The sequence below is a fragment of the Streptomyces sp. MB09-01 genome (genome assembly GCF_033794505.1).
Classification (GTDB): domain Bacteria; phylum Actinomycetota; class Actinomycetes; order Streptomycetales; family Streptomycetaceae; genus Streptomyces.
Window position 1 is genome coordinate 66,875 of record NZ_JARAYQ010000001.1, and the last position, 13,251, is coordinate 80,125.

8 protein-coding genes and 1 pseudogene are annotated in these 13,251 nt (G+C 72.3%); all 9 read left to right on the forward strand.

What is annotated here, in order from left to right; translation table 11 throughout:
* The first annotated feature begins 1 nt into the window (after position 1).
* The 9 genes and pseudogenes from PV721_RS00285 (at position 2) to galE (ending at position 13,226) form a co-directional block, all read left to right on the forward strand.
* Positions 2 to 1,927: a TIGR03960 family B12-binding radical SAM protein gene (locus PV721_RS00285; RefSeq protein WP_319720681.1), complete on the forward strand. Its 1,926-nt coding sequence runs from the start codon at positions 2 to 4 to the stop codon at positions 1,925 to 1,927.
* Positions 1,928 to 2,003: 76 nt separating this feature from the next.
* The gene (locus PV721_RS00290; protein WP_319720682.1) at positions 2,004 to 3,089 is read left to right on the forward strand and encodes a hypothetical protein; all 1,086 of its coding nucleotides are present in this window, start codon (positions 2,004 to 2,006) and stop codon (positions 3,087 to 3,089) included.
* Between the two features lie 127 nt (positions 3,090 to 3,216).
* Entirely contained in the window at positions 3,217 to 3,996 is a 780-nt protein-coding gene (locus PV721_RS00295) for a TIGR03936 family radical SAM-associated protein (RefSeq protein ID WP_319720683.1), read from the forward strand.
* Positions 3,997 to 4,231: 235 nt separating this feature from the next.
* Positions 4,232 to 7,986 (forward strand): annotated as a pseudogene (locus PV721_RS00300) (Rne/Rng family ribonuclease).
* Between the two features lie 274 nt (positions 7,987 to 8,260).
* The gene (rplU, locus tag PV721_RS00305; RefSeq protein ID WP_030013082.1) at positions 8,261 to 8,581 is read left to right on the forward strand and encodes a 50S ribosomal protein L21; all 321 of its coding nucleotides are present in this window, start codon (positions 8,261 to 8,263) and stop codon (positions 8,579 to 8,581) included.
* A 13-nt stretch (positions 8,582 to 8,594) separates the two neighbouring features.
* The gene (rpmA, locus tag PV721_RS00310; RefSeq protein WP_030027134.1) at positions 8,595 to 8,849 is read left to right on the forward strand and encodes a 50S ribosomal protein L27; all 255 of its coding nucleotides are present in this window, start codon (positions 8,595 to 8,597) and stop codon (positions 8,847 to 8,849) included.
* 168 nt (positions 8,850 to 9,017) lie between these two features.
* Complete coding sequence (gene obgE, locus PV721_RS00315) at positions 9,018 to 10,463, forward strand: GTPase ObgE (RefSeq protein ID WP_319720685.1); 1,446 nt, start codon at positions 9,018 to 9,020, stop codon at positions 10,461 to 10,463.
* Positions 10,464 to 10,533: 70 nt separating this feature from the next.
* Positions 10,534 to 12,150 (forward strand): glycosyltransferase family 2 protein, encoded by a 1,617-nt coding sequence (locus tag PV721_RS00320; protein WP_319720686.1) that lies wholly within the window; start codon positions 10,534 to 10,536, stop codon positions 12,148 to 12,150.
* Positions 12,151 to 12,212: 62 nt separating this feature from the next.
* Positions 12,213 to 13,226 carry a UDP-glucose 4-epimerase GalE gene (galE, locus tag PV721_RS00325; protein ID WP_319720687.1) on the forward strand — a complete coding sequence of 338 codons (1,014 nt, stop codon included), beginning with the start codon at positions 12,213 to 12,215 and terminating at the stop codon, positions 13,224 to 13,226.
* Positions 13,227 to 13,251: the final 25 nt, after the last annotated feature.

A 13,251-nucleotide genomic window follows, 5' to 3' on the forward strand; every position in this document is an offset into this window, starting at 1 on the left:
CGTGATGACCGAGTCGGTCTTCCCTCAGCTTGAGGCCCTGCTTCCGCATGTGCAGAAGCCCATCCAGTACGTCGGCGGTGAACTCAACTCCACGGTCAAGGAGTGGGAGAGCTGCGACGTCCGCTGGGCGCTCATGTACCCGGACGCGTACGAAGTCGGGCTGCCCAACCAGGGCGTCATGATCCTCTACGAGGTGCTGAACGAGCGCGAGGGCGTCCTCGCCGAGCGCACGTACAGCGTGTGGCCCGACCTCGAGGAACTGATGCGCGAGCACAAGGTGCCGCAGTTCACCGTGGACAGCCACCGCCCGGTCTCCGCCTTCGACGTGTTCGGCCTGTCCTTCTCCACGGAGCTGGGCTACACCAACATGCTCACGGCGCTGGACCTCGCGGGCATCCCGCTGGAGGCCCGCAACCGTACGGTCGACCACCCCATCGTCCTCGCGGGCGGCCACGCGGCCTTCAACCCCGAGCCGATCGCGGAGTTCATCGACTGCGCGGTCATCGGCGACGGCGAGCAGGCCGTCCTCGACATGACCGAGATCATCCGCACCTGGAAGGCCGAGGGGCGGCCGGGCGGGCGCGAGGAGGTCCTGCTGCGCCTGGCGAAGACCGGCAACGTCTACGTGCCGGGCTTCTACGACGTGGAGTACCTGCCGGACGGCCGCATCGGCCGTGTCGTGCCCAACCGCTCCGGCGTGCCGTGGCGGGTGTCCAAGCACACCGTCATGGACCTCGACGAGTGGCCCTACCCCAAGCAGCCCCTGGTCCCGCTCGCCGAGACCGTCCACGAGCGCATGTCCGTGGAGATCTTCCGCGGCTGCACCCGCGGCTGCCGTTTCTGCCAGGCCGGCATGATCACGCGCCCCGTGCGGGAGCGAAGCATCACCGGCATCGGCGAGATGGTGGAGCGCGGACTGAAGGCGACCGGCTTCGAGGAGGTCGGCCTCCTGTCGCTGTCCTCCGCGGACCACACGGAGATCGCCGACATCGCCAAGGGCCTCGCGGACCGCTACTCGGACGACAAGGTGGGCCTGTCCCTGCCGTCGACCCGCGTGGACGCCTTCAACGTGGACCTGGCCAACGAGCTGACCCGCAACGGACGCCGCTCCGGCCTGACCTTCGCCCCCGAGGGCGGCTCCGAGCGCATGCGCAAGGTCATCAACAAGATGGTCTCGGAAGAGGACCTGATCCGCACCGTCGCCACCGCGTACGGCAACGGCTGGCGCCAGGTGAAGCTGTACTTCATGTGCGGCCTGCCGACCGAGACCGACGAGGACGTCCTCCAGATCGGCGACATGGCGGTCAACGTCATCGCCAAGGGCCGCGAGGTCTCCGGTCAGAACGACATCCGCTGCACGGTGTCCATCGGCGGTTTCGTGCCGAAGCCGCACACCCCCTTCCAGTGGGCGCCGCAGCTGTCGGCCGAGGAGACGGACGCCCGCCTGGGCAAGCTCCGCGACAAGATCCGCGGCGACAAGAAGTACGGCCGCTCCATCGGCTTCCGCTACCACGACGGCAAGCCGGGCATCGTCGAGGGCCTCCTCTCCCGCGGCGACCGCCGCATCGGCGACGTCATCCGCGCCGTGTACGAGTCGGGCGGCCGCTTCGACGGCTGGCGCGAGCACTTCTCGTACGACCGCTGGATGGAGGCCGCGGAGAAGACGCTGCCCGCCTACGGCGTCGACGTGGCCTGGTACACCACGCGCGAGCGCACCTACGAGGAGGTCCTGCCCTGGGACCACCTGGACTCCGGTCTCGACAAGGACTGGCTCTGGGAGGACTGGCAGGACGCCCTCGACGAGACCGAGGTCGACGACTGCCGCTGGACGCCGTGCTTCGACTGCGGCGTGTGTCCTCAGATGCAGACCGAGATCCAGATCGGCCCGACCGGCAAGAAGCTGCTGCCGCTGTCGGTCGTGAAGTAGTCCGCCGAAGTAACCCTTGGGTCACGAGAGGCCCCTGCCCGCAACGGGTGGGGGCCTCCGCCGTGTCCTCCACTGCATGGAAATGGACAAACGGCCTCCCGCCGACGGCGGTGACGGGTGCCTGGTGGGCGTCATCAGGATCCCCGTGAAGATCGTCGCCGTACTCGTCGTACTGCCCGTACGAGTGGTCTGGGAACTGCTGGCCGCCGCGGGCCGCGCCGCGCACCGGCACGTCCTCGGACCGCTGTACGTCCACGTCCTCCAGCCGCTGCTCCGTGCGCTCGGGTGGCTGCTGACCACCCTGCTCAAGCTGGTCTTCGTCTGGCCGTGGGTCGGGCTCTGGCGCTACGTGCTCACCCCGGTCGGCCAGGGGCTGGCGTGGCTGTGCCGCGGCGCGTACGACCACCTGCTCGCGCCGGCCGGGCGGATCCTGGGCACCTACGTGCTGCGTCCGCTCGGGGAGGCGCTGGCATGGATCGGCCGGGGCGGCATGCGCTACCTGCTCGCGCCCCTCGCCAAGGGCGTGACCTGGACCTTGTGGGCCCTCGGCATGACGCTGTTCGTGTGGCCCTGGGTCGCGCTGTGGCGGTACCTGCTCGCGCCCGTCGGCCGTGGGATCGCATGGCTGGCCGCGGCGGCCTACCGGTACGTCCTCACCCCCGTCGGGCACGGGCTCGTCTGGCTCGCCGTCGCCGTGTTCCGGTACCTGCTGCGGCCGGTCGGGCTGGGCTTCGTCTGGCTCGTGGTCGCCCTGTACCGGTACCTGCTGCGGCCCGTCGGGCTCGGCGTGGTGTGGCTGGCCGCCGCCCTCTACCGGTACGTCCTCACGCCGGTCGGGCAGGTCCTCGCATGGGCCTGGCACGTGGCCGGACGGATCGCCGCCGCCCTGTGGCGCGGGCTCAAGCGGGTCGGCTGGGTGCTGGTCGGGTGGCCCGCTTCCCGGGTGTACCGGCACGTGCTCACCCCGGTCGGACACGCCGTGCGCGAGGTCTGGCGGACCGGCCGCGCGGCCGTCCGCGAGGCACGGGCCGCCGTACGGCAGACGCTGTTCGGTACTCCTCCCGTGGAACCGGCGAGGTCACGGGCGCGTACTCTGGGTAGTACGACAGCCGCAGGCAACACGCCCGCTCCCGAGATCTCCCTCCACGAACGGCAGGGGTGAGCCGGAGGCAGGGCGGGGCCGGCCGGTCCCACAGACGCTCAGGGCGACGCGCGAGCCGCGGAGCCCCGCACAAGGAGAAGAACCACTGGGCAAGCGACAGCCCGAAGGCCCGCCTCCCGCACCGGTGGTGCAGCGCATCCGACTGCGCTACACCAAGCGCGGCCGCCTCCGGTTCACCAGCCACCGCGACTTCCAGCGCGCCTTCGAGCGGGCCCTGCGCCGCGCCGAGGTGCCGATGGCGTACTCGGCTGGCTTCACCCCGCACCCGCGGGTCTCGTACGCCAACGCCGCCCCGACCGGGACCGGCAGCGAGGCCGAATACCTGGAGATCGGCCTCGCCGAGCCCCGCGACCCCGAGAAGCTCCGCGAGCTGCTCGACGAGTCGATGCCGACCGGGCTCGACATCATCGACGCCGTCGAGGCCCGCACCTCGGGCCTCGCGGACCGGCTGACCGCCTCCGTGTGGGAGCTGCGCCTGGACGGCGTGGAGCTCGCTGAGGCCGAGCGGGCCGTGACGTCCTTCCTCGCCGCCGAGACCGTGGAGGTGCAGCGCCGTACCAAGAACGGGATGCGGACCTTCGACACGCGCGGGGCCGTCGTCTCTCTCGAAGCCCTTCCTGCCCCGGCTGATAGGCCGCTGGACAATGCCTGTGCGATACTGCGGCTGGTTGTTCGGCATTTGACACCTGCCGTGCGACCCGACGACGTCCTGTCCGGTCTCCGAGCTGTGGCCGACCTGGCGCCGCCGGTCCCCTCAGCGGTGACCAGGCTGGCGCAGGGGCTCTTCGACGAGGAGTCCGGCACGGTGACCGACCCGCTCGCGCCCGACCGCGAGGCTGACACGGCCGCCCCACCCACGGCCGCCGTAGCAGCCGACGCGAAGGCGCCGGAAGGTCCCGCCGCGTAGGGATCGTCGTCGTCGCGCAGCCCTGGCACTCGGGAGCCACCTGGGTCGGGCCGCGCACTGACCTGAAGACTTCCGCCAGGCCGTACGGACAACACGTACGGAACCGGCGGCCATGGACTACAGCTCCCGTGTGGCGAACGCGCCCCGGAGGCCGGTTCCGCGCTCATTACGCGGAGCCGAGCCGGACCGGAAGTCAGCCGCGGCGCCCGGGAGCGTGACGGGAGAACCGCCCGCAATGCTCAACAACGAAAACGACACCACCGCAGGTAACGCCGACAGCGGCAGCCCCAGCGACAACCTGCCGCCGCGCAGGCGTCGCCGCGCCGCTTCCCGGCCCGCCGGCCCGCCCGGCGGGGCCACCGCAGAGGTGACCCCGGTGACGGAGGCCGCCCCGGCCGACCCCCAGGCGAGTGCGGCGGAGGCCGCTCCGGCCGCCGCCCCCGCACGTCCCCGCCGCCGCGCGACCCGCGCCGTGGCCGCTCCCGAGACGCCGGCCGAGGCCGTCGTCGTCGAGGCCCCCGCCGCCCCGGTCGCCGAGGAGCCCGCCGCCGCTCCCGCCCCGCGTGCCCGTCGCCGCGCCACGCGCGCCGTGACCGCTCCGGAGGCTCCGGCCGCCGAGGCCGCGCCCGTGGTCGAGGAGGAGGCTCCGGCCGCTCCCGCCCCGCGTGCCCGTCGCCGTGCCACGCGCGCCGTGGCCGCTCCGGCCGCCGAGGCCGCCGCCGTCGTCGAGGCTCCCGCGGCCGAGGTCGCGCCCGTGGTCGAGGAGGAGGCTCCGGCCGCTCCCGCCCCGCGTGCCCGTCGCCGTGCCACGCGCGCCGTGGCCGCTCCGGCCGCCGAGGCCGCCGCCGGCCGTCGTCGAGGCTCCGGCCGCCGAGGCCGAGCCGGTCGTGGAGGAGGCCCCCAAGGCCGCCGCCCGCGCCTTCACCGTCGCCGACGCCCTGGACTCCCCGAAGCGCGGCGGCCGCCGCCGCGCGCCCCGCCGTGGCCGTCTTCCAGGCCCCGGTCTTCGCCGAGCCGATGTTCCAGACCCCCGAGACGGCCGCCATGGCCGCCGCGGCCGCCCGCGCCGCCGCCCCGGCCGACGAGCTCGAGGAGGAGGAGACGGAGGTCGAGGCCGAGGTCGTCCAGACCCCCGCCCCGCAGCCCGCCGGCCGCCGCCGTCGCCGTGGGCGCGGCGCCGCCGAGCCCGCCCCGGCCGCCGAGTCCGCGCCGGTCTCCCTGCCCGAGGTTCTCGCCGAGGAGGAGCCCGAGGCGGAGCTCGAAGAGGAGTCCGCGGAGTTCGAAGAGGGCGACGAGTCGGGCGAGCGCCCGTCGCGCCGCCGCCGCCGTGGTGGCCGTCGCCGCCGCCGCGGTGAGGCCGCCGACCTCGACGAGTCCGCCGAGGAGGAGGCCGAGGCCGAGGCCGAGTCCGCCGAGCACGAGGCCGACGAGGAGGAAGAGGACGAGGCCGAGGAGGCACTCGGCTCCAGCTCCAGCCGCCGTCGCCGCCGTCGCCGTCGCCGTAGTGGCGACACCGCCGCCGAGGCCGCCGAAGCGGGCGACGAGGACGGTGTGCGCACCGTCGTCAAGGTCCGCGAGCCGCGCCCGGCCCGTGAGAAGGCCGAGCCGTCCGACGAGGTCCAGTCCATCAAGGGCTCGACCCGCCTGGAGGCGAAGAAGCAGCGCCGCCGCGAGGGCCGCGAGCAGGGCCGCCGCCGCGTCCCGATCATCACCGAGGCCGAGTTCCTGGCCCGCCGCGAGGCCGTCGAGCGCGTCATGGTCGTCCGCCAGGCCGGCGAGCGCACCCAGATCGGCGTGCTGGAGGACAACGTCCTCGTCGAGCACTACGTGAACAAGGAGGAGGCCACCTCCTACGTCGGCAACGTCTACCTGGGCAAGGTCCAGAACGTGCTGCCGTCGATGGAGGCCGCCTTCATCGACATCGGCAAGGGCCGCAACGCGGTCCTGTACGCCGGTGAGGTCAACTTCGAGGCGCTCGGCATGGCCAACGGGCCGCGCCGCATCGAGTCCGCCCTCAAGTCCGGCCAGTCGGTCCTCGTGCAGGTCACCAAGGACCCGATCGGCCACAAGGGCGCCCGCCTGACCAGCCAGGTTTCGCTGCCCGGCCGCTACCTGGTCTACGTGCCCGAGGGCTCGATGACCGGCATCAGCCGCAAGCTCCCCGACACCGAGCGCGCGCGCCTGAAGACCATCCTCAAGAAGATCGTCCCCGAGGACGCGGGCGTCATCGTGCGCACCGCCGCCGAGGGCGCGAGCGAGGACGAGCTGCGCCGCGACGTCGAGCGTCTGCAGGCCCAGTGGGAGGACATCCAGAAGAAGTCGAAGCAGATCTCGACCTCTTCGCCGAGCCTCCTGTACGGCGAGCCGGACATGACCGTCCGCGTCGTGCGCGACATCTTCAACGAGGACTTCTCGAAGGTCATCGTCAGCGGTGACGGCGCGTGGGAGACCATCCACGGCTACGTGAACCACGTGGCCCCGGACCTGGCCGACCGGCTGTCGCGCTGGACCTCCGAGGTCGACGTCTTCGCGACGTACCGGATCGACGAGCAGCTCGCCAAGGCGCTCGACCGCAAGGTGTGGCTGCCCTCGGGCGGCTCGCTTGTGATCGACAAAACCGAGGCGATGATCGTCATCGACGTCAACACCGGCAAGTTCACCGGTCAGGGCGGCAACCTCGAAGAGACCGTCACCAGGAACAACCTGGAGGCGGCCGAGGAGATCGTGCGCCAGCTGCGGCTGCGCGACCTGGGCGGCATCGTCGTCATCGACTTCATCGACATGGTCCTGGAGTCCAACCGCGACCTGGTCCTGCGGCGCATGCTGGAGTGCCTGGGCCGCGACCGTACGAAGCACCAGGTGGCCGAGGTCACCTCGCTGGGCCTGGTCCAGATGACCCGCAAGCGGGTGGGCCAGGGCCTGCTGGAGTCCTTCTCCGAGACCTGTGTCCACTGCAACGGCCGCGGTGTCATCGTGCACATGGAGACGCCGACCGCGGTCGGCGGCGGTGGCAACGGCAAGCGCTCGAAGCGTCGCGGTGGCCGCGGCGAGTTCGACCAGCACGACCACGAGGTCGAGACGGTCGAGGTGGAGGGCTTCGAGTCCGAGGCGGAGGTGGCTGCCGAGGCCGCCGCCCCGCGTGCGCTGCCCGAGCCGGAGTTCGTCGCGGACGAGGAGCTCTACAGCAGCCCGGCCGAGGCCGAGGCCGCTGCGGGCCTGAGCAGCCGCCGCAACCGGCGCCGCGCCACCCGCAAGGCGACCGCTCCGGCGGGCGCCCCGCGCGGTGCGGTCGCTCCGGCGCAGGCCCCGGCCCCGGTGGCCGAGACCGAGCCGGTGACCGAGCCGGTGACCGAGCCGGCCGACACGGTGCTGGTGCCCGAGCCCGAGCCGGAGGCCGTCGTCGAAGCCGTGGCCGAGGCCGTGGCGGAGGAGGCCCCCAAGGGCCGTACCCGTCGCCGTGCGACCCGTAAGGCCACCGCCCCGGCGGGCGCCCCGGCCCCCGCGGCCGAGGCGGCCCCGGAGCCGGTCGTCGTGCCGGAGCCCGAGCCCGTCGTCGAGCCCGAGCCGGCCGTCGTCGAGCCCGAGCCCGTGGCCGTGGTCGAGGAGGCCCCCGTGGCGGAGGCCGCACCGGCGCGTCCGCGCCGGCGTGCCACCCGTAAGGCCACGGCGCCCGCCGGGTCCCCGGCAGGCGCGGCAGAGGCCGCCGTGGTGGTCGTGGAGGCCGCCCCGGTGACCGAGGCCCCGGCGCCCGCCGAGGAGGCCGCACCGGCCGAGGAGGCCGCACCGGCGAAGAAGGCCGCCAAGAAGGCTCCGGCCAAGAAGGCGGCCACGGCGAAGAAGGCCCCGGCCAAGAAGGCGGCGGCCGCCAAGAAGACCGTGGCCAAGAAGGCGGCCACCACCAAGAAGACCGCGGCGAAGCGGGCGACGAAGAAGACCGCGGCGGCGGAGCAGCAGACGCTGCCCTCCGTGTCGGCTCCGACCGAAGCCTGATCCGCTCATGACCGCGGGCCCCGCCGAGCGGCGGGCCCGCGGCCGTGCGGGACCCGGTTTGACCCTCCGGAACCGGCCCCGTAACCTAGACCGTCGGCGTGTCTTGGACGAATCCGTCCAGTGTGCGCCGCGCTCCTGAGCACCTTCCTCCCGCTATGCCGCGCGCAAGCGCTGTACGGGAGAGGCCGCTCGTCCAATCCGGATCAGCGTGGGCCCCGGCCCGCCTGAGCGGCTGGCTTCAGGAGCATCCGTCCCGAGTGAGAGAGAGATCCGCGTGTACGCCATCGTGCGCAGCGGTGGTCGCCAGCACAAGGTTGCTGTCGGCGACATCGTTGAGGTTGACAAGATTTCCACTGCCAAGGTTGGCGACACGGTCGAGCTCTCGACCCTGCTCGTTGTCGACGGCGAAGCCGTGACCAGCGACCCGTGGGTGCTGGCCGGTATCAAGGTCACGGCCGAGGTCGTGGACCACCACAAGGGCGCCAAGATCGACATCCTGCGCTACAAGAACAAGACCGGCTACCGCCGTCGCCAGGGTCACCGCCAGCAGTACACGGCGATCAAGGTCACCGGTATCCCCGCGGCTGCGAAGTAAGAGGGACTGAGACATGGCACACAAGAAGGGCGCATCGTCCACCCGGAACGGGCGCGACTCCAATGCCCAGCGGCTCGGCGTGAAGCGCTTCGGCGGTCAGGTCGTCTCCGCCGGCGAGATCCTCGTCCGCCAGCGTGGCACCCACTTCCACCCGGGTTCGGGTGTCGGCCGTGGTGGCGACGACACGCTGTTCGCGCTGCAGGCGGGTGCCGTGCAGTTCGGCACGCACCGTGGCCGCAAGGTCGTCAACATCGTTCCGGCCGCCTGATCCAGCTTCGGCTGATCGAGCGTTCGTAACTTCCCGAGGGCGGATCTCAGCTCTTCCCGGCGTCAGCCGGGAAGAGAGGTCCGCCCTCGGCGCGTTGGTACGTACAGACGTTTTAATGGACAGCAAGGCCTGTCCGGGACATTCCCGCATGTAACTGGAGGAACAACCATGACCACCTTCGTGGACCGCGTCGAGCTGCACGTCGCCGCGGGTAACGGGGGCCACGGCTGCGCCTCCGTTCACCGGGAGAAGTTCAAGCCGCTCGGCGGCCCCGACGGCGGAAACGGCGGCCGTGGCGGCGACGTCATCCTGGTGGTGGAGCAGGCGATCACGACCCTGCTGGACTACCACCACAGCCCCCACCGCAAGGCCACCAACGGCAAGCCCGGCGAGGGCGGCAACCGCTCCGGCAAGGACGGCCAGGACCTGGTCCTGCCCGTGCCGGACGGCACCGTCGTCCTCGACAAGGAGGGCAACGTCCTCGCCGACCTCGTCGGTCAGGGCACCACCTACGTGGCGGCCGAGGGCGGCCGCGGCGGTCTCGGCAACGCCGCGCTCTCCTCCGCCCGCCGCAAGGCGCCCGGCTTCGCGCTCCTGGGCGTCCCCGGCACCACCGGCGACATCGTCCTGGAGCTCAAGACCGTCGCCGACGTGGCGCTGGTCGGCTTCCCCAGCGCCGGCAAGTCCTCGCTGATCTCTGTCCTCTCCTCGGCCAAGCCGAAGATCGCGGACTACCCCTTCACCACCCTCGTCCCGAACCTGGGCGTCGTCACCGCCGGCTCGACCGTCTACACGATCGCCGACGTCCCCGGCCTGATCCCCGGCGCCAGCCAGGGCCGTGGCCTGGGCCTGGAGTTCCTGCGCCACGTCGAGCGCTGCTCGGTGCTCGTGCACGTCCTGGACACCGCCACCCTGGAGTCCGACCGCGATCCGATCGCCGACCTCGACGTCATCGAGGAGGAGCTCAAGCTCTACGGCGGCGGCCTGGAGAAGCGTCCGCGCCTCGTCGTCCTGAACAAGGTCGACATCCCGGACGGCCAGGAGCTCGCCGACATGGTCCGCCCGGACCTGGAGGCGCGCGGCTACAAGGTCTTCGAGGTCTCCGCGGTCGCCCGTACGGGCCTGAAGGAGCTCTCCTACTTCCTCGCCGAGGTCATCGCCAAGGCCCGCGCCCGCAAGCCCAAGGAGGAGGCGACCCGCATCGTCATCCGTCCGAAGGCCGTGGACGACGCCGGCTTCACCGTCACCTACGACGAGGTCGAGGACGTCTACAACGTGCGCGGCGAGAAGCCGGAGCGCTGGGTCCGTCAGACCGACTTCAACAACGACGAGGCCGTCGGCTACCTCGCCGACCGCCTCAACCGCCTCGGCGTCGAGGAGGCGCTCAAGAAGGCCGGCGCCCGCGCCGGTGACGGCGTGGCCATCGGCTCCGACGAGAACGCGGTCGTCTTCGACTGGGAGCCGACCGTGATGGCCGGCGCCGAGATGCTGGGCCGCCGCGGCGAGGACCACCGTCTTGACGCCCCGCGTCCGGCCACCACCCGGCGCAAGGACAAGGAAGCCCAGCGCGGGGACTCGGCGCAGAAGGAGTACGACGAATTCCGGCCGTTCTAGTCCCCTACCGAGGGAATCCGACCCGGAGGGTTTGAAGGCGTCTTTATGTGGGTCGCCTAGGATCCTTCGGGTGAACAGCAGCAACCTCCCCACGGTCTCCGTCGTGGTCATCGCGTACAACGACGCCGGGCTCGTGGGCGAGGCCGTCTCCTCGGCCCTCGCCCAGGGCCCGGTGGTCGCCGAGGTCATCGCGGTGAACGACGCCTCGTCCGACGGCACCGCGCGGGTGCTGGACGAGCTGGCGGCCGCGCACCCCCGCCTCAAGGTCGTGCACCGCACGGAGAACAGCGGGGGGTGCGGCACCCCGCGCAACGACGGGATCGCGGTCGCGTCCGGGAAGTACGTCCTCTTCCTGGACAGCGACGACGTCCTGCCGCCGGGTGCGGCCGACGCGCTGGTGCGCACCGCCGAGGAGCACGGCGCCCCCGTCACCGTCGGTGCGGCGGTCCGGCGCGAGCTGCCCCAGCACCACGACGTGCCGTGGATGCCCGGGCTCTACACGCCCGGCGACGTCATCGAGCGGCCGGCGGACCGGCCCGAGCTCGTCCGCGACACCCTCTGCGTCAACAAGCTCTACGAGCGCGCCTTCCTCCGGGAACACGGCCTGCGCTTCCCCGACGGCCGGTTCGTCTACGAGGACTTCGTCTTCACCGCGCGCGTACTGGCCGCGGCTCCCCGCATCGCCGTCACCGGCGACCTCGTCTACGTGTGGCACGTGCGGCGCAGCGCCGCCCAGGTGTCGATCTCCCTCGACCGCAAGGACGTCGGGAACTGGCGCGCCCGTGTCGAGGCCCACCGCACGGCCGCCCGGACCCTCGCCGCCGCCTCCCCGGAGCTGGGCAGCGCCTGCCAGGTGAAGTTCCTGGAGTACGACCTGCGCATGTACCTGCGCGAGCTCGGCAAGGACCCCGGATACCAGGCCGCCTGGTGGACCCTCACCCGCGAGTACCTCGACACCTTCGACGAGGCCGACATTGAGTCCACCGCCGCCCATGCCCGCTGGATCGTACGGGTGCTGCGCGCGACCGCGACCCCGCCCGCCGACGTCGGCCGGCTCACCCGGCTGGCCGCCGAACCGCCGCGGCTGCTGCCTCCGTACGCGGTCGGCCCCACCGGCGCCCCGGTGTGGAGCGAGGAGCTCCCGGTGGAGCTGGACGGCCTGGCCGGGCTTCCGGTCGGCGAACTGCCCGTCACCGTCGACGCCGAACCGGCCGGACGCGGCGCCGTCCGCGTCCGCCTGCACGACCTGTACGGCCGCCTCGCCAAGGCCAGGCCCCGGACCGTGCAGCTGAGCTTCATGCCGCGCGCGGGAGCCGAGCCGGTCCTCGCCCAGCCGGTCGAGCTGCGCCCCGACCGCAACGACGGCTGGATCGCGGTGCTGCCCTTCCGCCTGGCCGACCTGGCCGTCACGGGCCGCCGCCAGGGGCTGCGCCGGATGCAGGCCTGGAACGTCGGGGTGCGGGTGGAGTGCGCCGACGGGAGCTCGGTGTTCACCTCCCTGCGCCCCGGGGGCCGCCTGCTCCGCCGCCGGGCCCTGCCCAGCAGCCGGTACGGTGTTCTGCTGGCGCAGCCCTACCGGACGGGGGCCGGCGCCCTCGCGCTGCGCCTCGCGCCCGGCGCCGAGGGAGCGCTGTACCTCGTGCGCAACCGCCTCCACCGGGCCCGGGCAGGCCGCGGGGCGGGCTGACGGCCGCTTCCGCACCGCTGTGCTTTTCCCCACCGAAGTCGGACAGGACCAAGGAGATACACATGACGTTTCTGATCACCGGTGGCGCCGGTTACATCGGCGCGCACGTCGTCCGCGCGATGCTGCTCGCGGGGGAGAAGGTCGTCGTGCTCGACGACCTCTCCACGGGCAACGAGGACCGCGTCCCGGAGGGCGTCCCGCTGGTGGTCGGCTCCGTCCTGGACCGGCTGACGCTGGACAAGACCATCCGCGCGCACAAGATCACCGGCGTGGTGCACCTCGCGGGCAAGAAGCAGGTCGGCGAGTCCGTCGAGAAGCCGCTGTACTACTACCACGAGAACGTGCAGGGCCTGACGGTCCTGCTCCAGGCCGTGGCCGACGCGGGCATCCGCAACTTCCTCTTCTCCTCCTCCGCCTCCGTCTACGGCATGCCCGACGTGGACCTGGTCACCGAGGACACCCCCTGCGCGCCGCTGAGCCCCTACGGCGAGACGAAGCTGGCCGGCGAGTGGCTGGTGCGCGCCGCAGGCAAGGCGCACGGCATCTCCACGGCCTGCCTGCGCTACTTCAACGTGGCGGGCGCGGCGACCCCCGAGCTCGCCGACACCGGCGTCTTCAACCTGGTCCCGATGGTCTTCGAGCGCTACGACGCCGGCGAGGGCGCCAAGATCTTCGGTAACGACTACCCGACCCCGGACGGCACCTGCATCCGCGACTACATCCACGTGGAGGACCTCGCGGAGGCCCACGTGGCGGCGGCCCGCAAGCTCGCCGAGTGGGGCGCGGCCGGCGAGTACAAGGACCTCACCGTCAACATCGGGCGCGGCGAGGGAGTCTCGGTCGCCGAGATGGTGGCGCTCCTGAACAAGAACACCGGGCACGACCACCCGCCGGTGATCAGCCCCCGCCGCGCCGGCGACCCGGCGAAGGTCGTGGCCTCGGCCGACAAGATCACCAGCGAGCTGGGCTGGAAGGCCCGCCACGACGTCCGCGAGATGGTCACCTCCGCCTGGGCGGGCTGGGAGGCCAACAAGGCCGCCCGCACGGACCGCCACAAGGACGTCCACAAGGCCTGACCGGCCTGCGCAGTCCCGGTAAAGA

Coding starts and splice junctions, on each gene's coding strand:
- rpmA (WP_030027134.1), top strand. CDS start 8,595: ATGGCACACAAGAAGGGCGCATCGTCCACCCGGAACGGGCGCGACTCC.
- PV721_RS00290 (WP_319720682.1), top strand. CDS start 2,004: ATGGAAATGGACAAACGGCCTCCCGCCGACGGCGGTGACGGGTGCCTG.
- obgE (WP_319720685.1), top strand. CDS start 9,018: ATGACCACCTTCGTGGACCGCGTCGAGCTGCACGTCGCCGCGGGTAAC.
- galE (WP_319720687.1), top strand. CDS start 12,213: ATGACGTTTCTGATCACCGGTGGCGCCGGTTACATCGGCGCGCACGTC.